This window comes from Sulfitobacter sp. EhC04 (assembly GCF_001650875.1).
Classification (GTDB): domain Bacteria; phylum Pseudomonadota; class Alphaproteobacteria; order Rhodobacterales; family Rhodobacteraceae; genus Sulfitobacter.
Window position 1 is genome coordinate 25,528 of sequence record NZ_LXYI01000045.1, and the last position, 23,003, is coordinate 48,530.

Sequence of the window (23,003 nt, forward strand, 5' to 3'; positions counted from 1 at the left end):
GGTCACACCAACACCGAACCCTTGGCGTCGATGACGCCCTGGGTGTCGGCCTCGCCCAGAAGCATTTCGTTATGCGCCTTGCCCGAGGGGATCATCGGGAAGCAGTTTTCGTGCTTTTCAACCAGACAGTCAAAGATCACCGGCCCGTCGTGGTTCAGCATCTCCATGATCGCGTCGTCCAGATCGGCAGGGTCCTTGCACAGGATGCCCTTGGCCCCGAAGGCCTCGGCCAGTTTCACGAAATCGGGCAGGCTTTCCGACCAGGAATGGGAATAGCGTTCGCCGTGCAGCAACTCCTGCCACTGGCGCACCATGCCCAGACGTTCGTTGTTCAGGATGAACTGCTTGACCGGCAGGTTGTACTGCATGGCGGTGCCCATTTCCTGCATGTTCATCAGCCAGGATGCTTCGCCCGCCACATTGATAACCAGGCTTTCGGGATGCGCCATCTGCACGCCGATGGAGGCCGGAAAGCCATAGCCCATGGTGCCCAGACCCCCGGATGTCATCCAGCGGTTCGGGTCCTCAAAGCCGAGGTATTGCGCGGCCCACATCTGGTGCTGGCCAACCTCAGTACAGATATAGCGGTCGTGGTCCTTGGTCAGCGCCTCAAGCCGTTGCAGCGCATATTGCGGCTTGATCGTCTTGCCCGACTGCTTGAACTTGAGGCAATCCACACTGCGCCATTCGTCGATCTGTTTCCACCACTTCGCCAGCGCCTCGCCGTTTGTCTTGCGGCCGCGTGATTTCCAGATCTTCAGCAGATCCTCCAGCACATGGCCCACATCCCCCATGATCGGGATGTCGACGCGGATGACCTTGTTGATCGACGAGGGGTCGATGTCGATATGCGCTTTCTTCGATTTGGGGCTGAAGGCGTCGATCACGCCGGTGATACGGTCGTCAAAACGCGCGCCGATGTTGATCATCAGGTCGCAGCCGTGCATCGCCATGTTGGCCTCGTAAAGCCCGTGCATGCCCAGCATGCCCAGCCATTTCTCACCCGACGCGGGGTAGGCGCCCAGGCCCATCAGCGTCGAGGTGATGGGAAATCCTGTCGCCTCCACCAGTTCGCGCAGCAGCTGGCTGGCGCCGGGGCCGGAGTTGATCACCCCGCCGCCGGTGTAGAACACCGGGCGCTTGGCCTTTTCGATGGCGGCGGCCAGTTCGGTGATTGCCTCCATGTCGCCCTTGACCTGCGGCTGGTAATGCGAGGTCGAGGGCTTGCGCGCTTCATAGCTGCCGGTGGCGAATTGCACGTCCTTGGGGATGTCCACCAGAACCGGGCCGGGGCGGCCGCTGGTTGCGACATGAAATGCCTCATGCAGCACGCCCGCCAGCTTGTCGGTCTCTTTCACCAGCCAGTTGTGTTTCGTGCAGGGCCGGGTGATGCCCACGGTGTCGGCTTCCTGAAAGGCATCGGACCCGATCATGAAGGTCGGCACCTGGCCGGTCAGCACAATGATCGGGATGGAATCGAGCAGCGCATCGGTCAGTCCGGTCACCGCATTGGTGGCACCGGGGCCCGAGGTCACCAGAACAACGCCCGGCTTGCCGGTGGAACGCGCATAGCCTTCGGCGGCATGCACCGCGCCCTGTTCGTGGCGCACCAGAACATGTTTGATCGAGTTTTGCTGAAACACCTCATCATAAATGGGTAGGACAGCGCCGCCGGGATACCCAAATACGGTATCGACACCCTGGTCTATCAGGGCTTGAACGATCATCTTCGCTCCGGTCATCTGGCGTGTCATCTGCTTTTCTCCGTTTCAGCAGGTTCAAGGTGCGCATAAAAAAACCCCCGTTTTGGCGGGGGCGCATGGGTCAGATTATGGTCTACCGTTACCGGCCCATGCGCGTGTGTCCTACAATGACGACTAGTGCGGTCATGCCCTGAGGCTCCTTTAAGCGTGCGGAGACATTATGTTCGTCCGCCGGGAGCGTCAACAGACAAATATCCACATTCGTGTCGCCCGATGCCGATTTTGCGACATATTGTTGCGCCGCAATGCATTGCTGCGTAACTTTCGGTTGGAAATGCAATGCGCCAGCGTCATCCGGCCGCGGAGGTTTGCGGTTTCGTGACATCCCCGGTTCCGGTCCCGAATCTGGCTTGTAACAATTCGTTAGATTCGGGCTGCAAGCAACTGATTCGGCGCGGGAATTGCTGAATTAACCCCCACCGCTCAGGAATTCATCACAGGCTTCTGTTTCATGGGGTGAAAACAGCTTTCGAATGCAACTTATACGGGAAATCATCCATCTTATGGACGTCAAGACAGAAGAAGGTGTTCCAAATTGCCGGTTGAGCGCTAAAGTGCGGTCATTCGCAACGATCCGTGGCCCCAAGGGCAACACGGGCATTCTATCCGGGAGGAAACTACCTATGGACCGTCGTTCATTTCTGAAGACGTCTGCACTTGGCGGCACCGCCGCTGCAGCGACCACATTGGCCGCACCCGCCTATGCACAGGGCAAACGCACACTGACAATGGTGACCACATGGCCCCGCGGCCTTGCTGGTGTCTGGGATTCGGTCGAGCGTGTGGTGCAGAACGTCTCTGACATCACAGACGGTCAGATCACCATCGACCCGAAAGGTGCGGGCGAACTCGTCGGCGCGTTCGAGGTGTTCGACGCTGTGACCTCTGGCCAGGCCGACATGTATCATGGCGCTGACTACTACTTTACCGGGCAGCACCCGGCGTTTGCCTATTTCACCGCTGTGCCCTTCGGCATGACCGCGCCGGAAATCATGACATGGTACTACGGTCAGGACGGCAAGGCGCTGCACCACGAGTTGGGCGAAGTCTTTGGCATCAAGTCGTTCATCGCGGGCCAGACCGGCGCGCAGGGTGGCGGCTGGTTCCGCAAGGAAATGAAGTCGGCTGCCGATTTCAACGGTCTGAAGTTCCGTATGCCGGGCCTTGGTGGTCAGGCGCTGTCCAAGCTGGGTGCCTCCGTTCAGGTTCTGCCGGGCGGTGAAATCTATCAGGCCCTGTCCACAGGCGCGCTGGATGGCACCGAATGGATCGGCCCCTGGTCCGACGAAAAGCTGGGTCTGCAGGAAGTCTGCGACTACTACTATCCTGCCGGTTTCCACGAGCCGGGTGCGGCATTGTCGGTCGCGACCAACCTCGATGTGTTCGAAGGCCTGACACCTGCGCAGCAACGCGCCATCGAAGTGTCCTGTGCCGATGCGCACCAGCAGAACTATGCGCTGTTCATCGCCAACAACGGTCCGGCGCTGCAACGTCTGAAGTCCGGCGGCGCGCAGGTCCTGGAATTCTCGGATGACATCTGGGATGCCTTCGGCAAGGCCTCCGTCGAGGTTCTGAACGAGTTCACCAGTGACGACCTGTTCAAGAAAATTCACGAGTCGGCCCAGAAGTCGATGCGTGAAGCCGGCGAATGGCTGGCGGTGTCTGACAGCAAATACGCCACCGAGCGTAACCGCGTGCTGGCGGCGATGGAGTAACCAGATACGGCCCCCGACACGGGGGCCGTTTTCCGGTGAGACTTGGCACGGGCGGCGACACCTCCAGGGGTGGCGCGGCCTGTGTTGGCGCAATCAAACGGGAGTCCGTCTAGATGCTTGATGGCATATGGTGGTTCTTTTCCAACATCGCGATGGCGTTCTACAACTTCGGCTACGCCGTGACCCATCCGGGGCTCTGGCTGGACTGGAGCGACAAGACGGCGATCATGCGATTTGTCTATTACGGCGCGTCGATCGAATTGTTCTTTGTGATCTTCGACGTGCTGCTGATCCTCACGGTCATCTGCATGCTGCGACCCAAGCTCATGTGGGCCGTGGTGCGGGGCCTTGAAGGATTTGCAAACGGGCTTGGCCGGTTTTTTGCCTGGGCGGGGCTGATCATGGTGCTGCAACAGATCATCATCGTCTTCATGCAACGCATCTTTGCCCGGCCTGATATCGTCATCGGTTTTGGTGTGCCGCTGCAATTCGACATCTCATGGTACGCGGAGGAGCTGAAGCTTTATAACGCGATGATCATTGTCTTCTGCGTGGCCTATACCTTTGTGCAGGGCGGGCACGTGCGGGTGGACCTGATCTATGCCGGCGTGAAATTCCGCACGAAAAAGATCCTCGACATGTTCGGCGCGATCTTTTTCATGATGCCTTTCGCTGTGCTTACATGGCTTTACGGCTGGTTCTTCATGTGGCGTCACCTGATCGTGCCTAATCCATCGGCCTCGGATTCGCTGGACCGGCTGGTCAACAAGGCCCGCGCGTTGCGCTGGAACGTGGAGACTACCGGGTTCAGCCCCAGCGGGTTCAACGGGTATTTCCTGTTCAAGGTCCTGCTGTGCCTGTTCTGCGCGATGGTCTTCCTGCAAGCGATTGCGGTGGCCTATCGGTCCTGGCGGGAACTACGTGAGGGCCCGGAAAGCGAAGGCCGCTATCTCGACCGCGACTCGCTCGGCGAGGGCGAAGAAGCCTATGAAGGCACCCATTAATTTCGGCAAGTAATCAGGGGACATCCCATGCTGTTTGGTCTGGACGGGGTCGAGGTTGGCCTGCTTATCGTTTTCATCTGTCTGTTCGGTGGCATCCTTTCGGGGTTTCCGGTGGCCTTTGCCATCGGCGGCGCGGGGATCATCTCTTTCGGGATCATCGCGGCGATGGACAGCGCCGGTCTGCTGATCCACCAGGCCATCGACACCTCATCCGATGCCTATCGGGCGCTGGTCAATACAGGGGTCAAGAACGACGCGATATCCATCTTCCGATACCCTGACCTGCCGCGGGTGGCGCAGTCGGTCTTCCCGCAGGGCTGGGAAACCGCGCTGGACCGGAACGTTAGCTTTATCGTCAACCGGATGAACGAACGCGTGCTTGCGGGCCAGAGCATCGAGACACTGTTGGCGGTGCTGATGTTCGTTCTGATGGGCATCACCCTGGAACGCTCCAAGATCGCCAATGACCTGCTGACCACGATGGCGCGGGTGTTCGGGCCGCTGCCGGGCGGTCTGGCGGTGTCGATTGTGGTTGTGGGCGCGTTTCTTGCCGCCTCAACCGGGATTGTCGGGGCCACGGTTGTCACCATGGGTCTGCTGGCCCTGCCCACGATGCTGCGCAGCGGCTATTCGCCGGAACTGGCAACGGGGGTCATCGCGGCCTCCGGCACGTTGGGGCAGATCATTCCGCCCTCGATCGTGATTGTTCTGCTGGGGACGCTGGCGGGCGACCTTTATTCCGCCGCACAGGAGGCGCGGGCCACCGCTGCGGGCTGTAGCGACGCGCTGACCTTCCTCGGTGAACCTGCGGTGGTTTCCGTGGGCACCCTGTTTCAGGCGGCCTTGTTGCCGGGCATTCTGCTGGCGTTGCTCTATGCGCTGTATGCCTTCTGCTACGCGCTGCTTAATCCCGAAAAGGCCCCGGCGGTCGAACTGGGCACAACCAGCAGCGAGGCAATCACCCGCCGCGAAGCCTTTACCTGGTTCATCGGCGCGCCTGCGTTGCTGATTGTCGGGACCATCCTGCTGGGTAACCTCGGCGGGGTTGGCAGCCAGTCGACGATTGTGTCCAGCTTCTCTGAATCCGGGGATACCGCGAGCCTGCGGACCAATGTGGGACCGGACTGTCAGGCCGCGATGATCGACCTGCACGGGCAGGAAGAATGGGATCGCGCGGTGGCGCAACAGGCCGAGATCGACGCGGCAGGCGGTGTTCAAACCAGCGAGCGGCTGTCGACCGAAGCCCTTGCAGAAAAAACTGCGGCCAAGATTGCCGCCGCGGCCCCCATCGGGACCGGCGTGGCGATCATCGTTGTGCTGTTGGGTCTGGTGCTGAGCGCCGGACGGGGTGTGTCACCCTCTGCCGATGGCAGGCCGCTGATCCTCGGCGCAATCGGCCTGGTGCTGATGGTGCTGGTGGATATCCTTTTGATCGGGCCGGTGACCTCATCGGGGGTGATGGTGGTGCTGATGGCGCTGCCCTTTGCCCTGGCGATGTACGGGGTGGTCTATGCCACCAAGCTATGCGCCCGCAACGAGCTGATCCGGGTGGTGTTCCCGCCGCTGATGCTGATCGTTGCGGTGCTGGGGTCGATCCTGGGCGGGATCACCAACCCGACGCCGGCTGCGGCGTTGGGGGCGGGCGGTGCGATCATGCTGGCGGCCTATCGCAAGCTCAAGGACCAGGACCGCAGCCCCAAGATCATCATCTGGTCAACGCTGGCGATCATCATCTGCATCCTGGTCGGCGTGAATTTCGATTTGCGGATCAACCAGGACGGGGTGAGCTTTGAAAGCTGGGTCGCCTTCTTTGTGGCATACGGTGCCTATATCTATGCCGTGTTCGGGCTGCTGTTCGCTTGCTGGGTGCTATATACCTCTGGCGTGCTGACGCCGGTGGTGCGGGAGACGGCCAAGGTCACCTCGATGGTCTTTACCATCCTGATCGGCTCGCAATTGCTGAACCTCGTGGTGATCAGCTTTGGCGGCGAACATTACATTCAGCAATTCCTGCGGTCTTTCGACAACGAGCTTACGGTCTTCCTGCTTGTGATGCTGGTGTTGTTTATCCTGGGCTTCGTGCTCGACTTCCTTGAGATCATCTACATCGTCGTCCCCATCGTGGGGCCGGTGATCTATGGTGGCACCTTTGACCCCAAATGGGTGACGATCATGATCGCGGTGAACCTGCAGACCTCTTTCCTGACGCCGCCCTTCGGCTTTGCGCTGTTCTATCTGCGCGGGGTCGCCCCGGCGAGCGTCACGACGCAGCACATCTATCGTGGCATCGTGCCCTTCGTGCTGATCCAGGTGGCGGGGCTGGCGATCCTGTGGTTCTTCCCGGCGATTGTGACCATCGTACCGGAGCTGATGCCGAACTGAGGCGTCGCGCGACAGCGCAAGGTATTGGCCAAAGCAGAGGGCGCCCGATGGGCGCCCTCATGCGATTCAGATGATACCGGAGGACTTCGCCCCAAATCAATATTTGCCGGGGAACTTTGTCCCCCGGACACCCTGAGTATTTTTGGCATAAAGAAGCGGGAAGGCCCCTGCGCCTGTCAGCGGCGGTGGCGCGCCATGTCGGGCAGGGCGATATTGGCCACCTGTTCGGCAATCGGATCGTTGCTGAGCGGGTGTTGTTCCGGCTCAAAACTTTCGGGGTCGCGCAGTTTTTCCCAGCGACCGCCAAGGTAGATTTCCAGCCCGGAGAAGCGCGCCTTGTAGCCCATCTTGGGGCTGCCGGGGACCCAGTAGCCCAGATAGACATAGGGCAGGCCCGCCGCGCGGGCGATCTCGATGTGATCGAGAATGATGTAATTGCCCAGCCCGTTGCGGGGCAGGTCGGGAGAGTAGAAGGAATAGACCATGCTGACCCCGTCGGCCAGCACATCGGTCAGGCAGACGCCGATCAACGCGCCGCTGTCGGGGTCGACATATTCGATCACCCGGCTGCGGATCGGCGTTTCCTCGATCATTGCGGCGAATTCGAAGATGTCCATGTCCGCCATGCCGCCGTCCGCGTGACGGCTGTCGAGATAGCGGCGGAACAGGGCGTATTGGTCTTCTGTCGCCCAGGGCGAGGTCGCCCGGCGCACCAGATGCCGGTTGCGTTTCAGCGTGCGTTTCTGGCCCTTGGACGGTTTGAAGGCGGCCACGTCGATGCGCGCGGACAGGCAGGAGGCGCAATCGGCGCAGGAGGGCCGGTAGAGGACGTTCTGCGAGCGGCGAAACCCCTGCGCGGACAGGCTGTCATTCAGTTCTGTCGCGGCCTCACCCTGCAGGGCCGTGAACAATTTCCGTTCCATCCGGTCCTCTAGATAGGGACAGGGTTGCGGCGCGGTCACATAGAACTGCGGTGTGAGCGGAAGAGTGTGGCGCATGGAGATCCTTTGGTTGACGAAATGATAACCGCCGTCCCGCCACGCGCCAAGGGGCCATTTAATAAAATGGTAAAGAGTTGCCCAGACAGATTTGCCCAGACAGATTTGCCCGGTCTTATTTACCCGGTCTCATGCGCGCCGGTTCAGCGGCACGCTTCCGATCAGCATATCGGTCAGCCCCTGCCGACGTGCGGAGGTGATCATGAGCACGATCGAGATCAGTTGCAGCGGGGCCATAGCGACCGACACCGTATAGCCCATTGTGTGCAGGAAGGCGGTGCCGCCGTCAAAGCGCCGGTCCTGTCCGTCGCGCAGTTCCATTCCCACCAGGCGCATACCCCATGTGGCCGAGCCGCCTGCAAGGGTTGCCAGCCGGTAGAGAAACCCGATCACCAGAATCAGCGCGGGGAAAAAGAACACGCCGGTGAAGGCGGTGAACGGCAGCACCAGCAGGCACAGAACGACGATCAGGATAGAGTCCACCACCCAGGCGAAAAAGCGCTTTGCAAGGATGCCGTCGTAGAATTCCGGCTGGTCGAAAGGGTCGGGTGTCATTGCTGGTCCTATGGGGCGCAAAGGCCCCCGGCAGGGTCCGGGGGCGGTGGAAGAATGGGGCGGCCCGGACAGGGGCCGCCCCGTGGTGTTTCAGGCCTCTGCCGGGCCATCACTGCGTTTGGCGCGCTCGTCCATGAACTGGTCGAACTCGGCCTTGTCCTTGGCTTCGCGCAGCCGCTCCAGGAAGGATTCGAAATTGGTCTGCTCTTCCTCAAGACGGCGCAGGGTGTCGGCCTTGTAGGCGTCGAATGCGGCGTTGCCGGTGTTGCGGGTGCTCATCATCGTGCGTTTGCTGCGCTTGGCGCAGGAGGGGCCGGAAAACATGCGTTTGCTCCAGATCATGTACATAAGAAGGGCGAGGCCGACAGGCCAGAAAAAGATGAAGCCAAGCACCATCGCGGCGATCCAGGCACCTTTGCCCTTGTCGTCCAGCCAACCCTCGGTCCGGGCGAACCAGTTCTGGCGGGTGCCGTAGCTAGAAGTATCGGTCATGGTCGTCATGTGACAAGCCTTTCTGCGTGGTAAGGCCTGACTGCGGCCTCGGGATCAAAAGGTCTTATGTGAATGCCTTTTACATCATCCAAGATGGGCATTGCCGCGATTCTTGCAAGGGTCTATGTGAATACTTTTTACATTTTCTCTGAAATTTGAGCGAAATCAGCGAGTTGCGCGCCCGAAATTGCCATCATTTCCTGCGGTGTCAGGCGAAAAACGTGGTGCGGCGTGCCGGCTGCGGCCCAGATTTCTGCAAAATCCAGCAAGCGCCGGTCAAACCACATGCGGCAGGGATTGATATGGCCGACCGGGGAAACCCCGCCGATGGCAAAGCCGGTCTGCGCCCGGATCAGCGCGGCATCGGCCTTGCCCAGGGGTTCTCCGGCCAGGGCGGTGGCGGCGGCCAGGTCAACCTGATTGCCCCCGGCGGTGATAAAGACCACCGCGTCGCCGGAGCTTTCGCCCCGCAATGCGATGGATTTTGCGATCTGGTCGATCTCGCAGCCCACGGCGGCGGCAGCATCGGCGGCGGTGCGGGCCAGGATGGTTTCGCGGATGTCGACAGCAACACCGGCAGCATCCAGGGCGGCGCGGACTCGTTTCAGGCTCTTGCTCATGGCCGCAGACTGTCGCAAAGCTGGGGGCATGACAAGTACGCTCGAAGCCCGTGTCACCCGATGCCCGCGGCCCCATGATCAGGGCCGTGTGGCGGATATCAAGGCGCTGGCGGGCGACCTGCCGCCGCGTGTCCGTGACCTTGCCGTCGGGGCCGGGGCCTCTGCGCCCTATCTGGCGGGATTGCTGGAAAAGGAACGCGACTGGCTGGCGGATGCCGTTGCCGACCCGGAAGGCGCGCTGCGTGCGGTGATCCGGGGCGCGGGCGAACTGGCACCCGAAGGCCTGTCAGACGGGTTGCGGCAGGGCAAGCGGCGCGTGGCCCTGATGGCGGCGCTGGCCGATCTGGGCGGGGCCTGGGAGCTGGAGCAGGTAACAGGTGCGCTGACCGATTATGCCGATGCGGCCTGTGCTGCGGCATTGCACGCGGGGCTGGTGGTGCAGGTCAAACGTGGCAAGCTGCCGGGGGTGACACTGGACGATCTGGGGGAGTCAGGCGGCATGGTGGTGCTGGCCATGGGCAAGATGGGCGCGCATGAGCTGAACTATTCCTCTGACATCGACCTGATTTGCCTGTTTGACGAGACCCGGTTCGACCCGGAGGTGTTTCACGAGGCCCGCAGCGCCTTTGTGCGCGCCACGCGGGCGATGGCGGCCACGCTTGGCGATCTGACCGGGCAGGGCTATGTGTTCCGGACCGACCTGCGGCTGCGTCCCGACCCTTCGGTGACCCCGGTCTGTCTGGGCATGGAAGCCGCCGAGCGCTATTATGAATCCCTGGGCCGGACCTGGGAGCGCGCCGCCTATATCAAGGCGCGCCCCTGTGCGGGGGACGTGAAGGCGGGCGAAAGGTTCCTTGAGGATCTGCGCCCCTTTGTCTGGCGCAGGCATCTGGATTTTGCCGCCATTCAGGATGCCCATGACATGCGTCTGGCGATCCGCGAGCACAAGGGGCTGGGCGGGCCGATCACCCTGCCGGGGCATAATATGAAGCTGGGCCGCGGCGGCATCCGCGAGATCGAGTTCTTTACCCAGACCCGGCAGTTGATCGCAGGCGGGCGCGACCCCGAGTTGCGCCAGCGCGGCACCTGTGCCGGGCTCAAGGTGCTGGCCGAAAAGGGCTGGGTGCCGCAGGACGTGGCTGAGACCCTGACGGACCATTACCGCGCCCACCGCACGGTGGAGCATCGCTTGCAGATGGTGCGCGATGCACAGACCCATGACCTGCCGGGTTCGGAGGACGGGTTTGCGCGGCTGGCGGCGATGATGGACATGGACGTGCGGGCGCTGGAGAAAGATCTGCACCGCCGCCTGAGTGCGGTGCACGAAATGACCGAAGGGTTCTTTGCCGCCTCGCGCAAGGGCGCGGAAACGCCCGTCGAACCGCATGCCTTTGACAGCGCAATCCTGGATCGCTGGCCCAGCTATCCTGCGCTGCGCTCGGTCCGGGGGGCAGCGATTTTCGAGCGGCTCAAGCCGGAATTGCTGGCACGACTTGCGGATGCCGCCAAGCCGGACGAAGCCTTGCTTGCCTTTGACGGTTTTCTGGCAGGGTTGCCTGCGGGGGTGCAGTTGTTTTCCCTGCTCGGGGCCAATCCGCAACTGGCGGACCTGCTGATCGACGTGGTCAGCACCTCACCGGCCTTGGCGGCGCATCTGTCGCGCAACGCGCAGGTGCTGGATGCGGTGATTGGTGGCGATTTTTTCAGCGACTGGCCGGGGCAGGCGGCCCTGACCGAGGCCCTGTCCGAAGTTCTGGCCCGCGAACCCGATTACGAGGCGCGGCTGGACGGCACCCGCCGCTGGGCGCGTGAATGGCATTTCCGCATCGGGGTGCATCTGCTGCGCGGCCTGACCGATGCGCAGACGGCGGGCCGCCAATATGCCGATCTGGCCCGTGCGGTCCTGACCTGTCTCTGGCCGGTGGTGGTGGATCAGTTCGCCGAACGCTATGGCCCGCCGCCGGGGCGGGGCGCTGTGATCCTTGGGATGGGGTCGCTGGGGGCAGGGCGGCTGACCGCGACCTCCGATCTGGACCTGCTGGTGATTTATGACGCGCAGGGGCAAGAGGCCTCTGATGGCCCCCGCCAGCTCGCCTCGCGCAGCTATTACGCACGGCTGACCCAGGCCATGGTCACGGCAATGACCGCGCCGATGTCGCAGGGCAAGCTTTACGAGATCGACATGCGCCTGCGCCCCTCGGGCAATCAGGGGCCGGTGGCCACCTCGCTGGCCAGCTTTGAAAGCTATCAGCGGGCAGAGGCCTGGGTCTGGGAACATCTGGCCCTGACCCGCGCCGAAGTTGTGGCAGGGCCGTCCGACCTGGCAGATGCGGTTCATGCGCTGCGCGATGAAATCCTCGCCCGGCCCACCGAACCGGGAAAGGTGCAGACCGAAGTGGCTGAGATGCGCAGCCGGATCGCCCAGGCCAAGGCCCCGTCAGGCCCGTGGGATGCCAAGATCGGGCCGGGGCGGTTGCAGGACATCGAACTTCTGGCCCAGGCCGGGGCGTTGCTGGCCGGGACCACCGCGCGCCATATTCCTGACGGGCTGACCGCCGCCTGCACCGTGGGGCTGATCGACGCACAGGGGGCCAAGACGCTGAAACAGGCCTACGGCCATTGCTGGGCGCTGCAATGCGCAGGCCGACTGCTGTCGGCCAAGCCGCTGGTGGAGGAAACGCTGGGCCAGGCGGGTGCGGCTTTTCTGGCCCGGACCTTGAACGCGCCCGATCTGTGCGGCCTTGAGGCGGAGGTCACCAGAACCTATGACGCGGCGGCGGCCGTGATCGACCATGCCTTTTCCAGGCCAAAAGGGGCTGAAACCGCATGAGCAAAGCAAAAGGCACGGCAGAGGACCCCAAGGCATTGATACACGAAAGTTACCAGATCGAAGGGATCACCCTGTCTGAATGCCGCTCGATCTTTCTGGACTGGGCGCTCAGCCTGCCGCTGGAACAGGACACGGGTGCCGCGATCAAGACCTTGCTGGACCGCTATGCCGGTGACGCGCCCGATCACCCGATGTCGCAGGTGCTGCGCGAGGGGCAGGGCGGCATGACGGCCCCCAGACGCCGGGGCGGCTGGCGCGGTCGGACCCGCAACTAGAACGTCCGGCCTTTAACCTGAAGCATCGCAGATCACTTTTCGCGCCCCGCCGCAGGCGAAGGCAGCGAACAAGTGGTTCATGTTCAAGGTCGGACGCTCTGGCGGCCGAGTTGCGTCATGCGATCACGCAAATGCCCGGAAGACCGACAGATGTTGTCAGCCAAAGCCGAGAGGCTTGCTTTCGCAACGACCGGAAACTGCCGTTCGCGGAACGCGCGGTGAAGGTCAGATTCGAGTCTCTCTCCACCGCCGACATAGAGCGCAAGCCGGGCCATCGCCTTCGGCTTGTTCCGGGCTTCGCGTTCCTCTGATCAACGGCCGCTTCGCCCCGCGTAACGGGCACCTGACCTGCTCAGTCTGAACGTCCGCTCTTGACGCGCCTGATATTGACTGAGGATGTCGATGCCGCCGCCGAATGGCCCCATTATCAATTACGTTTTGGCTAAAAGGTGCCTCAATTTCAGGTGAATGTCCCTCAACGCCACAGCCGGGCGACCTCGCGTTGCCCCGAAGGAGGACCTGATGAAGACTTTGAAAGTGATTGCCGCGATTGGACTGGGTGCAATGGTTTCTGCCTGTTCGTCCGTGCCGGATATCGCCAGCCGGAACGCACCCTTCGAGGCGACCCCGCAACTGGCCTTTCAGCAGGTCGCGCCGGATGCGCAGCCGCAGATGGCCCTGCCGCAATCGCTCAAGGTTTCCGCGATCAACGTGCGGGTGCCGGGCAACCTCAAGGTGTCCGAGGCAAACGTCTATTATCCGCGTGCCGACATCGTCTGGCGCGGCGAGCCGATCGGCAACCGCCACGCACAGGTCCAGAAAATCTTCGAACAGGCCTTTCTGCACGGCACCAGGGACATGCAAGGCACATCGGACGTGGTGCTGGACGTCGAGGTGACCCGGTTTCATTCGGTCACGGAAAAGACCCGCTACAGCGTGGGCGGTGTGCACAACATGGAATTCAACCTGACGGTCCGTTCGGCGGCAACCGGTCTGCCGCTGGCCCCGACCCGGCAGGTCGAGGCAAACCTGCCCGCTTTTGGCGGCAAGCAGGCGCTTGAAGCCGACCGCCGGGGCCAGACCCAGATCGTGCGCGTCAGCGGCTACCTGGCCGAGGTGATCCGCCAGGAATTGGCCAAGCCCTCGGTGGCACCGGCGCCGAAACGCAAGCTGGCAGCCCTGACCGAATAATTCCGGGCTTTCACAGGTCGCGGTAAAGCACTAGACGGGGCGCTATGACAGCGCCCCTTTCCCCCTCCCGCCCCTCTGACGCAGCACCTTCGGGAGATCTGCCCGTCGTGAGGCTTTTGCCCAAGGCCAATGCCCGCGCCATCCGCCACGGCTTTCCCTGGGTCTATGCAAACGAATTGGTCACCGACCGCCGGACCCGCAAGCTGGACCCCGGCACGCTGGCGCTGCTGGAAGACAACGACCGGCAGCCGATGGGGCTGGTGTCGGTCAACCCGAATTCCAAGATCATCGCCCGCGTCCTTGACCGCGATCCGGCGGCAATCATCGACCAGCGCTGGTTCGAGGGCCACATCACCCGCGCCCTGCACCTGCGGACGCAGCTTTTCGATGCACCGTTCTATCGGCTGATCCATGCGGAGGCGGATGGCCTGCCCGGTGTGGTGATCGACCGTTTCGGCGACACCTGCGTGGTGCAACCCAACGCGGCCTGGGCCGAGGCGCTGCTGGAGCCGCTTTGCGCGGCATTGGTTGCTGTCACCGGCGTGACCCATGTGCTCAAGAACGCCGCCGGACGCACCCGTGCGCTGGAAGGGCTGGACGATGTGAACGCGGTGCTGGCGGGCAGCGCCCCGACCGGCCCGGTGCCGGTCCAGATGAACGGGGCCACCTACCTTGCCGACCTCACCGGCGGGCAAAAGACCGGCATTTTCTATGACCAGCGCCCGAACCACGCCTTTGCGGCCAGCCTGTCGCGGGGTGCCCGCGTGCTGGATGTCTTTGCCCATGTCGGCGGGTTCTCCCTTGCGGCGCTGGCGGCGGGTGCGCAAAGCGCGCTGGCAGTGGATGGATCGGCCCCGGCGCTGGAACTGGCGCAGGGCGGGGCAGAGGCCTCGGGATTTGCCGATCGGTTCGAGACCCGGCAAGGCGATGCCTTTGACGTGCTGACCGATCTGCGCGCGCAAGGTGCCGAATTTGACGTGGTGATCTGCGACCCCCCGGCATTCGCACCCGCACGCCCCGCGCTGGAGGCGGGCCTGCGCGCTTATGAGCGTATCGCGCGGCTGGCTGCACCGCTGGTGGCCGAGAACGGCATTCTGGGCCTTTGTTCCTGTTCACACGCCGCCGACCTGTCACAGTTCCGCGTCGCCAGCGTGCGCGGCATCGGGCGCGCGGGGCGCAAAGGCGTGTTGCTGCACACCGGCTTTGCCGGCCCGGACCACCCGCAATTGCCGCAACTGGCCGAAAGCGGCTATCTGAAATCGCTGTTCTTCCGCCTCTGATGCGGGTGCTGATCGACACCTGCGTGCTGTATCCGACGGTCATGCGCGAAATGGTGTTGGGCGCGGCGGCGCAGGGATTGTTCGAACCGGTCTGGTCGGCGCGCATCCTTGAGGAATGGGCCCGTGCCGCCATCAAGCTGGGTCCGGAAGGCGAAGCACAGGCGCGCGCCGAAATCGCCCTGCTGCGCCGCGACTGGCCTGCGGCGGAACGCCCTGCGGCCCCCGGTGTTGCCGCGCGGCTCTGGCTGCCGGACGCGGATGACATTCATGTCCTGGCGGTCGCGGTGGATGCCGGTGTCGATGCTATCATGACCCTGAATGCCAAGGATTTTCCCAAGGGAACCCTGGCCGAGGAAGGGCTGGACAGGATCGACCCGGATCACTTTCTGACAAGGCTCTGGCAGGATCATCCCAGTAAGATCACCAGCGTGGCCGAAAACGTCCTGCGGACGGCAAGGGAACTGTCGGGCGAGGCATGGGACATGCGCGCGCTGTTGAAAAAGGCGCGTCTGCCGCGTCTGGGCAAGGCGCTGACACGGTAGGGCGGGCGGAATTTTCAAAAATTCCGGCCCGAAAAATTCCAATTTTTCGGCAGCCTCACCGGTTCCAGCGCGCTTCCAGCTTTTGCAGTGCTGCCACCCGCTCGTTGGTCTTTGGGTGGCTCAGGAGCCACGCAGGCGCGGTGCCATGATTGCTTTGCGTCAGGGCCTCCAGCTTGCGAAACAGCGATATCTGCGGGGCAAGGCCGATCCCGGCTTTGGTCAGCAGCGCCGCGGCATAGGCGTCCGCCTCGTATTCATCGCCCCGCGACAGGCGCGCGGCCAGCAGCGTGGTGATCATATTGGCGATCCAGACGCCGGCGAACGGTATAAAACGGCCCAGCACCATGGCCAGCACAGTGCGGATGGCATTCTGGCCGGAAAAGTCGATCATCCGCCGCCGCGAATGCCCCAGCGCCACATGGCCCAGCTCATGCGCGATCACCGATGCAATCTCTTCGGCAGAAACCTCGCCCGACCGGAACTTGTTGTAGAACCCGCGCGTGATGAAGATGCGCCCGTCTGGCGCGGCCAGCCCGTTCACCGGGTCGATCTCGTAGATATGCACCTTGATCAGCGGCAGATCGAGCGCGCGCGCCAGCCTGTCGCTGACTTCCTTGAGGGCGGGATCGGCCAGCCGGGTCGATTTCGCATCCAGTTCCCGCGCCGTGCGCCAGGTGGAAAAGCGATACATCGCCAGCGCATAGAGAATGGCCAGAAGGATGGGAAGGACACGGATCATAGGTTCAATATGGGGGCAGGCCGTGCGGGGACAAGCGGTTTGTCGGGATATTGCCGTGACGGGCGTTTGCCCTCACCATGCCACCGGCATGGCGGTCGGTCCGCGAAAGGCCCAGCCCTTGAAGGGCACCGGGCCGGTCAGCCGCAGGGACGGCAGCGCGTCGAACAGCAATGGCAGCGCCACCTGCGTGATCAGCCAGCGCGCGGCGGCGGCCCCGGCACAGAAATGGGGCCCAGCGCCAAAGGGAATGGCGGCACCGGTGTCGCGGGTGATGTCAAAATCATCCGGTCGGTCAAAATGCGCCTCGTCCCGCCCGGCGGAGGAAAACATCAAAAAGACCCGGTCGCCGGGATCAAACTGCACATCGCCTACAAGGTCCGCACGCGCCACGATGCGGGGCGACATGCCGATGGGGCTGATCCAGCGCGCGTATTCGGCAAAAGCGTCTTGCCAGCTGTTCTGGCCACGCTGGATGCGCTGCAAGAGTTCGGGATGGGTCAGCAAGGCCCAGACAATGCCGGCGATGGCATCGCGCGGCTCGTTCTGCCCGCCCGAGATCACCAGCTTGATATTGGCGCGCAGGCTGTCCATCGGCAGGCCTGCGTCCTGTTGAACGGCAAGGGCGCTCATCGGGGCGGGGTTGGCACATGCCCGGCCGATGTGGCTGTCGATCAAGGCGGTGGCCGCGTGACAGCGCGCTTCGATCCCGGCATCCCCGGTGTAATTCGCGCAGCCGTCGATCATGTGCTGGCTGACCCGGTCCATTTCCGCACAGGACATTTCGGACAGCCCGGTGATGGCGATCAGCGCCGAAGCAGAGACCGGCATGGCATAATCCGCCACCAGGTCGCAGGAGCCGCGCGGCGCGAGATCCTCAAGAATGCGCCGGGCCGATGCTTCAAAGACCGGTGCCCAGTGCTGCGCCACAGTACGCGGGCTGAGCGCGGGAAACAGCGCGCGCCGCTCCGCCTGATGGTCGGTCCCGTCCTTGCGCATCATGTTCTCGCCCATGAGGCGGGTCATCAGGCCGTCTGGCTGACGGGAGGAAAACACCTCGATCCGCTTTTCCTCGCGGTGGATGTCATCGCGCCGGGTCAGCAGGGTTGCGTCCAGTTCCGGCACATAGGCGATGGGGGACTCCCGCCGCATCCGGGCCAGTATGGGATAGGGATCAGCGGCAAAGCTGGCGGGGTCGAGCGAAAAGACAGGCGCATTGGACATGCGGCGATCCTAGGGCAGGCGCAGTCGGGGGCCAACTGTATTTAAGCGGCGGGCATCACCAAAGCCTGTCAGCCATTCAGGGGGCTGACAGGCGGGATGCTTGCGGCAAGCGCGGTCTGCGCGGCCCTAGGCCAGTTTGGCATCCATGGTGATTTCCGCGGTCAACAGTTTGGAAATCGGGCAATTCTCCTTGGCGGTTTTGGCCGCTTCGGCAAATTGCTCTTCCGTGGCCTCCGGAATGGTTGCCGTCACGTCCAGATGCACCTTGGGAATGTGGAAACCGCCGTCCTTCTGCTCCAGATGCACGGTTGCCTTGGTCTCGATGCTGTCGGCGACAAGGTCATGTCCCTCAAGCACCATGGACAGCGCCATGGAGAAACAGGAGGCATGTGCCGCCCCGATCAGTTCTTCGGGGTTGGTGCCCTTGCCGTCCTCGAAGCGTGTGTTGAAGCCATAGGGCTGATCAGCAAGCACGCCGGTCTGGGTGGAAACAAACCCCTTGCCGGTTTTCAGATCGCCGGACCATTTTGCCGAACCTGATTTCTTGATTGCCATGATGTCGTCCTTTCCTTTTTTCCGCAAGATCAACGCACCGATGCGCTTTGCGTTCCGTCACGCAGACAGTTTGGTACAAAAAGGCGAATGATCGCGAACCGGCGGCAGGTTGGGGTGACCCGACATGTTCACGTATCACTTTAGGTTATTGGTTCAAGTTCTTGTTTTAAAAAGAAAATAATCTCCACATACACCGCAGGATTTCCCGCCGACCCGACGGCTTCGCCGGAAGATCAAAAGCGCGGCTTCAGCGCGTCATCGTCTTGATCCCGCGCGACAGGCCTTCAAGGGTCATCGGGACCATCGCCTCGGGGCCGAAAATATCGCGGATCATCGAGATGGATTGAGTGTAGGGCCAGTATTTTTCCGGCACCGGGTTGATCCAGAGGCTGCTGTTCCACTGGTCACGGGCGCGGGTCAGCCATGTGGCGCCGCTTTCGGCATTCCAGTGCTCATTGGCACCACCCGGATAGGCGATTTCATAGGGCGACATGGAAGCGTCCCCAACGAAAATGCATTTATAATCAGGGCCATAGGTGCGCAGAATCTCATGGGTGCTCAGTTGCGCATCCCAGCGGCGGCGGTTGTCCTTCCAGACGCCTTCGTAGAGGCAGTTGTGAAAGTAGAAATATTCGAAATGCTTGAACTCGGCCTTGGCCGCGCTGAAGAGTTCCTGCACCACCTTCACATGCGGGTCCATGGAGCCGCCCACGTCGAGAAACAACAGCACCTTGACCGCATTGCGCCGCTCTGGGCGGGTTTTGACGTCCAGATAGCCGTGTTCCGCCGTGGCGCGGATGGTGCCGTTCAGGTCCAGCTCCTCCTCCGCGCCATCGCGGGCCCAGCGGCGCAGGCGTTTCAGCGCCACCTTGATGTTGCGCGTGCCCAGTTCGACACTGTCGTCAAGGTTGCGGAATTCGCGCTTGTCCCAGACCTTGGTCGCGCGCTGGTGGCGGCTTTCCTTCTGGCCGACGCGCACGCCTTCGGGGTTGTAGCCATAGGCACCGAAGGGCGAGGTGCCGGCAGTGCCCATCCACTTGTTGCCCCCCTGATGCCGGCCTTTCTGTTCCTCAAGGCGTTTCTTGAGCGTTTCCATAAGCTTGTCGAAGCCACCTAATGCTTCGATCTCGGCCTTTTCGGCGTCGGTGAGATGCTTTTCCGCCATCTTTTCCAGCCAGTCGCGTGGGATGTCGACAGCTTCAAGAACGTCGTCCAAGCTTATGTTTTCCAAGCCTTTGAACGCTGCGGCAAAGGCCTGGTCAAATTTGTCGATGTTGCGCTCGTCCTTCACCATCGACACCCGCGCGAGGTAATAGAACGCCTCCACGTCATAGGTGGCGATTCCGGCGGCCATGCCGTCCAGGAAGGCCAGGAATTCCCGCATCGACACGGGAACCTTGTGAGCACGTAGCTGTTCGAAGAAGGGAAGAAACATCGGTCAGCCCAGCAACATGCGGTCGACAAGAACGGTCAGGACCATCCCCACGATCATGAAGGCAATGCCATAACCTGCGGCGTATTGCGCAATGTCCTTGCGGTTACCCGCGCGCTTGCGTGCGGTCAGCCCGCCGATCAGGGCCCCGACAAGCGCCATAACGATTGCGATCATATTCTTCCGCCCGTTGTTACGAGCCCTTGAGCGGGTTCAGCGAGGCGATCTCGCGCAGCTTGGCCCGCACGGCCCAGTCTGGGCCAAAGCCGTAGCGCGCCCAGCCGACGCTGTCCAGCCTGACGCCACGGGCCTCTGTCGGGCGGTTTTCCAGTTCCAGCGCCTCTGCGCGCAGCAAAAGCAGGGTGGACAGCAATGCGGCATTTTCCGACTGGATCGCCGTGTCCACATGTGGGGCGATCAGCCGCAGGGCACGGTTGCCGTCACCCTTGGTGATGGCATAGGCCGACAATTGGGTCGCGACATAGGCCCGGTGCAGCCTGGTGCCCGGAGACATCGCATAGTAGCGGTCGGCGATCAGATAGTGTTTCTGGGCCATTTCCGCATCGCTGGCCTGCATCACGCGGCCCATGGCGTAATGGGCAAAGGCGCGGCGGTGGTCCTGCCAGCCCATCGCGCTGGCAATCCGGATGGCGTCCTGTGCGGCGGCCTGACGGCTGGCAAAGGAAAGCGACCGGCCCCCCAGCGCGGTCTGGATCGCCTTGCTCCATTCCGGCGGGGTGCGGGTGGCATAGCGCGCTGCCTGCCGGTTGCCGCGTGGATTGATACGCGCCAGAATCGCGGGCAGGGCGGCGGCCACCTGGCCCCGCGTCATGCCCGAGCGCAGCGCGGGGTCGTAATAGGCCCGCAGGATCAGCATGTCGAAGCCGGTCAGCACCGTATGGACGTTATCATCGTTAAAGACGGAATCGGGCAGCCGGTAGAGATCGTTCAAGGGTCCCAGCGCCTGGGCCAGTTCCTCGTGCAGGCAATCGCGCACCTCTTGGGGGCTGGCATCGTTGGGCAGGAAAATCGCGATCTTTTCGCGGCTTTTCAGCAAGGTCCAGTTGGTCTTGGCCTGCCGGCGCGCACTGCGGTATTCCTCGATCGTGGACACGTTGGGGGCCACGAAACAGGCAGCCTGGGGCAGAACCCGGCGGATCTCTTCGCGGCTGACCGCCTGGATGGTGATATTGGCTTCGCCGGACCGCGCCTCGCGGATGTCGATCCTGGCCTCATTGCGCAGACGCCCGATCAAGCGCCGCAGATCAGGCAGCAGCGTGGGCGGGGGGCTGCCTGCGACCCGCAGAGAAATCGGCGTTTCGAACCGGGTCAGCACCGGCAGGCTGCGACCGCTTTCCATCTGAAAGGACAGTTCAATGAAATCGAGCGCAAGATCGTTGTTGGACCGGACGGGGGCCTCGGGCAGGCTGGTTGCAAAATTCTTCATCGGCGGCAGGCTGCTGGCCGAGGTGTCAAAGGCCGCGCGGGTGGCGACATCGGGATTGGACGCAGGGACACAGGCGTTCAACAGCAACACAAGCGGCAGGAAGACGCGACCTTTCACAGAAAGAACCCTTGGTTGAACAAGGGGTTGCCGAAAATCTTTCCATCTGGCGTCGCGGTGAATGCCTGCGCCAATTGAGGGGTCCTGAGGGTCATTTTTGCCTGCCTGCGCTTTTTAGCTGTCGATTTGCGGCCCTTTTCACCTGCCAACCCGTCTTGACTAGGGAGCAATTGAGGCAAAATGGAGGCAAATCCCGCAAATTGGGGCAGTCCGGCGCGATGTGGCTTTTAGGTCAGCATATGGTCCTGCTGACGCCCGTTTCTGGGTGGCGAAGACCGCCGTCTTGCGGTCATCATCCCATTTCTCGTGCGGCGCAAAGGCACCGTTTCCTTGCCGGACAACGGCCGGGGCTTCGGCAGCCCCGGTCCCGTCAGCGTTGTCCGCGCGCCATGAAGGCAAGCCGTTCAAACAGATGCACGTCCTGTTCGTTTTTCAGCAGGGCGCCGTGCAGCTTGGGCAGCGCGCTGCTGCCGTCCTTTTTCAGGTCGTTGGCTTCCATGTCCTCGGCCAACAGCAATTTCAGCCAGTCCAGTACTTCGGAGGTGGAGGGTTTCTTTTTCAACCCGGCCTGATCGCGGATTTCGTAGAACTGCGTCAGCGCGGTGGTCAGCAGGTTCTGCTTGATCCCCGGATGGTGCACCTCGACGATCTTTTTCAGCGTCTCCATTTCGGGGAAACGGATATAGTGGAAAAAACAGCGGCGCAGAAAGGCGTCGGGCAGTTCCTTTTCGTTGTTCGAGGTGATGATGACGATGGGGCGCTGACGCGCCTTGATCGTCTCTCCGGTCTCGTAGACGTAGAACTCCATCTTGTCGAGTTCCTGCAGCAGGTCGTTGGGGAATTCGATGTCCGCCTTGTCGATCTCGTCGATCAGCAGGACAACCTTTTCATCGGCCTCGAAGGCCTCCCAGAGCTTGCCCTTGCGAATGTAGTTCCTGACATCATGCACCCGCTCTTCGCCAAGCTGGCTGTCGCGCAACCGGCTGACCGCATCGTATTCGTAAAGGCCCTGTTGCGCCCTTGTGGTCGATTTGATGTTCCATTCAATCATCCGCAGACCCAGCGCCGCAGAAACCTGTAGTGCCAGTTCCGTCTTGCCGGTTCCGGGTTCGCCCTTGACCAGCAGGGGACGTTCCAATGTCACGGCGGCATTAACCGCGATCGTCAGATCGTCCGTGGCGACGTAATCGGCGGTGCCTTGAAATTTCATTTGCTTTCAATCCTCTGTGATCCCGAGTTTGGCTTGAAGCCTTTAACCAAAATTCAAAAGGATTGTGTAGTGACAAAACTGAAAGGCTGAGGTAGACGCTGCGGCAGGGCGCGATCTCGGGGAGATAAGTCTCACAATGCCAGGTCTAAATACACTTGAGGGACAATCGATGAAACAGGAAGTTTTCCTGCCGGACGATTATTCGCCGGCCGAAGATGAACCATTCATGAATGACAGGCAGCTCGAATATTTTCGTCGCAAGCTGCTGAACTGGAAATCCGAATTGCTGGCAGGCAGCCGCGACACCATCGAAGGGTTGCAGGACGGTACGCGGAACATTCCGGACGTGGCCGACCGCGCCAGCGAAGAGACTGACCGCGCGCTTGAACTGCGCACACGGGATCGCGCGCGCAAGCTGGTGGGCAAGATCGACGCGGCCCTGCGGCGGATCGACGAGGGTGAGTTTGGCTATTGCTCGGTCACCGGCGACCCGATCTCGCTCAAACGGCTGGATGCGCGGCCCATCGCCACGATGAGCCTTGAGGCGCAGGAAAAGCATGAGCGACGCGAGAAGGTACACCGAGACGAGTGAGCGGCGGACCGCAGTATCAAGGATACCTTCGCCGGGGCAAATG

21 protein-coding genes are annotated in these 23,003 nt (G+C 62.2%); 9 read left to right on the forward strand and 12 right to left on the reverse strand.

The genetic code is table 11. The features are described 5' to 3' along the window. Positions 1 to 2: 2 nt before the first annotated feature. Entirely contained in the window at positions 3 to 1,754 is a 1,752-nt protein-coding gene (locus A8B82_RS17555; RefSeq protein WP_067295343.1) for an acetolactate synthase 3 large subunit, read from the reverse strand. A gap of 632 nt (positions 1,755 to 2,386) precedes the next feature. Between A8B82_RS17555 and A8B82_RS17560 the strand changes: the two genes are divergently transcribed. The 3 genes from A8B82_RS17560 (at position 2,387) to A8B82_RS17570 (ending at position 6,864) form a co-directional block, all read left to right on the forward strand. Continuing rightward, positions 2,387 to 3,478 (forward strand): TRAP transporter substrate-binding protein, encoded by a 1,092-nt coding sequence (locus A8B82_RS17560; RefSeq protein ID WP_067295346.1) that lies wholly within the window; start codon positions 2,387 to 2,389, stop codon positions 3,476 to 3,478. 113 nt (positions 3,479 to 3,591) lie between these two features. Continuing rightward, entirely contained in the window at positions 3,592 to 4,482 is an 891-nt protein-coding gene (locus A8B82_RS17565; RefSeq protein ID WP_067295349.1) for a TRAP transporter small permease subunit, read from the forward strand. 27 nt (positions 4,483 to 4,509) lie between these two features. Beyond that, positions 4,510 to 6,864 (forward strand): TRAP transporter large permease, encoded by a 2,355-nt coding sequence (locus A8B82_RS17570; protein WP_067295353.1) that lies wholly within the window; start codon positions 4,510 to 4,512, stop codon positions 6,862 to 6,864. A gap of 176 nt (positions 6,865 to 7,040) precedes the next feature. Here the strand turns inward: A8B82_RS17570 and A8B82_RS17575 are convergent, their stop codons facing one another. The 4 genes from A8B82_RS17575 to A8B82_RS17590 all read right to left on the reverse strand — a co-directional run bounded on the left by A8B82_RS17575 (position 7,041) and on the right by A8B82_RS17590 (position 9,529). Next, the gene (locus A8B82_RS17575; RefSeq protein ID WP_067295356.1) at positions 7,041 to 7,862 is read right to left on the reverse strand and encodes an arginyltransferase; all 822 of its coding nucleotides are present in this window, start codon (positions 7,860 to 7,862) and stop codon (positions 7,041 to 7,043) included. A gap of 129 nt (positions 7,863 to 7,991) precedes the next feature. Further along, complete coding sequence (locus A8B82_RS17580) at positions 7,992 to 8,417, reverse strand: RDD family protein (protein ID WP_067295358.1); 426 nt, start codon at positions 8,415 to 8,417, stop codon at positions 7,992 to 7,994. A gap of 90 nt (positions 8,418 to 8,507) precedes the next feature. Then, positions 8,508 to 8,918, reverse strand: coding sequence for a DUF2852 domain-containing protein (locus tag A8B82_RS17585; protein ID WP_067295361.1), 411 nt, complete (start codon positions 8,916 to 8,918; stop codon positions 8,508 to 8,510). A 128-nt stretch (positions 8,919 to 9,046) separates the two neighbouring features. Further along, a complete protein-coding gene (locus tag A8B82_RS17590; RefSeq protein WP_067295363.1) occupies positions 9,047 to 9,529 on the reverse strand; it encodes a YbaK/EbsC family protein in 483 nt (160 codons plus the stop codon). 28 nt (positions 9,530 to 9,557) lie between these two features. Here A8B82_RS17590 and A8B82_RS17595 point away from each other — a divergent pair, with 28 nt between their 5' ends. From A8B82_RS17595 to A8B82_RS17615, 5 genes are all read left to right on the forward strand, one after another. Beyond that, positions 9,558 to 12,359, forward strand: coding sequence for a glutamine-synthetase adenylyltransferase (locus tag A8B82_RS17595; RefSeq protein WP_067295366.1), 2,802 nt, complete (start codon positions 9,558 to 9,560; stop codon positions 12,357 to 12,359). Further along, positions 12,356 to 12,634, forward strand: coding sequence for a hypothetical protein (locus tag A8B82_RS17600; RefSeq protein ID WP_067295369.1), 279 nt, complete (start codon positions 12,356 to 12,358; stop codon positions 12,632 to 12,634). Before A8B82_RS17595 ends, A8B82_RS17600 begins: the two co-directional genes overlap by 4 nt. Before the next feature lie 522 nt (positions 12,635 to 13,156). Then, positions 13,157 to 13,825: a DUF6778 family protein gene (locus tag A8B82_RS17605; protein WP_067295372.1), complete on the forward strand. Its 669-nt coding sequence runs from the start codon at positions 13,157 to 13,159 to the stop codon at positions 13,823 to 13,825. A 44-nt stretch (positions 13,826 to 13,869) separates the two neighbouring features. After that, entirely contained in the window at positions 13,870 to 15,105 is a 1,236-nt protein-coding gene (locus A8B82_RS17610; protein ID WP_067295374.1) for an RSP_2647 family RNA methyltransferase, read from the forward strand. Beyond that, positions 15,105 to 15,647, forward strand: coding sequence for an RSP_2648 family PIN domain-containing protein (locus A8B82_RS17615; protein WP_067295377.1), 543 nt, complete (start codon positions 15,105 to 15,107; stop codon positions 15,645 to 15,647). Before A8B82_RS17610 ends, A8B82_RS17615 begins: the two co-directional genes overlap by 1 nt. Positions 15,648 to 15,702: 55 nt before the next feature. Here the strand turns inward: A8B82_RS17615 and A8B82_RS17620 are convergent, their stop codons facing one another. The 7 genes from A8B82_RS17620 to A8B82_RS17650 form a co-directional block, all read right to left on the reverse strand. Continuing rightward, positions 15,703 to 16,386 carry a M48 family metalloprotease gene (locus tag A8B82_RS17620; RefSeq protein ID WP_067295380.1) on the reverse strand — a complete coding sequence of 228 codons (684 nt, stop codon included), beginning with the start codon at positions 16,384 to 16,386 and terminating at the stop codon, positions 15,703 to 15,705. Positions 16,387 to 16,458: 72 nt separating this feature from the next. Then, positions 16,459 to 17,607 carry a cytochrome P450 gene (locus A8B82_RS17625; RefSeq protein ID WP_067295382.1) on the reverse strand — a complete coding sequence of 383 codons (1,149 nt, stop codon included), beginning with the start codon at positions 17,605 to 17,607 and terminating at the stop codon, positions 16,459 to 16,461. 126 nt (positions 17,608 to 17,733) lie between these two features. Then, positions 17,734 to 18,162 carry an OsmC family protein gene (locus A8B82_RS17630; protein ID WP_067295384.1) on the reverse strand — a complete coding sequence of 143 codons (429 nt, stop codon included), beginning with the start codon at positions 18,160 to 18,162 and terminating at the stop codon, positions 17,734 to 17,736. 247 nt (positions 18,163 to 18,409) lie between these two features. After that, positions 18,410 to 19,597, reverse strand: a complete 1,188-nt coding sequence (locus tag A8B82_RS17635; RefSeq protein ID WP_067295386.1) for a vWA domain-containing protein — start codon at positions 19,595 to 19,597, stop codon at positions 18,410 to 18,412. Positions 19,598 to 19,600: 3 nt separating this feature from the next. Continuing rightward, positions 19,601 to 19,771: an apolipoprotein acyltransferase gene (locus A8B82_RS17640; RefSeq protein WP_067295388.1), complete on the reverse strand. Its 171-nt coding sequence runs from the start codon at positions 19,769 to 19,771 to the stop codon at positions 19,601 to 19,603. Positions 19,772 to 19,787: 16 nt separating this feature from the next. Next, entirely contained in the window at positions 19,788 to 21,158 is a 1,371-nt protein-coding gene (locus A8B82_RS17645) for a DUF2927 domain-containing protein (RefSeq protein ID WP_067295391.1), read from the reverse strand. A gap of 370 nt (positions 21,159 to 21,528) precedes the next feature. Continuing rightward, a complete protein-coding gene (locus A8B82_RS17650) occupies positions 21,529 to 22,368 on the reverse strand; it encodes an AAA family ATPase (RefSeq protein WP_067295393.1) in 840 nt (279 codons plus the stop codon). 136 nt (positions 22,369 to 22,504) lie between these two features. On the opposite strand from A8B82_RS17650, the gene dksA reads away from it, so the two are divergent. Beyond that, positions 22,505 to 22,960, forward strand: coding sequence for an RNA polymerase-binding protein DksA (gene dksA / locus A8B82_RS17655; protein ID WP_082899357.1), 456 nt, complete (start codon positions 22,505 to 22,507; stop codon positions 22,958 to 22,960). Positions 22,961 to 23,003 lie beyond the last annotated feature (43 nt).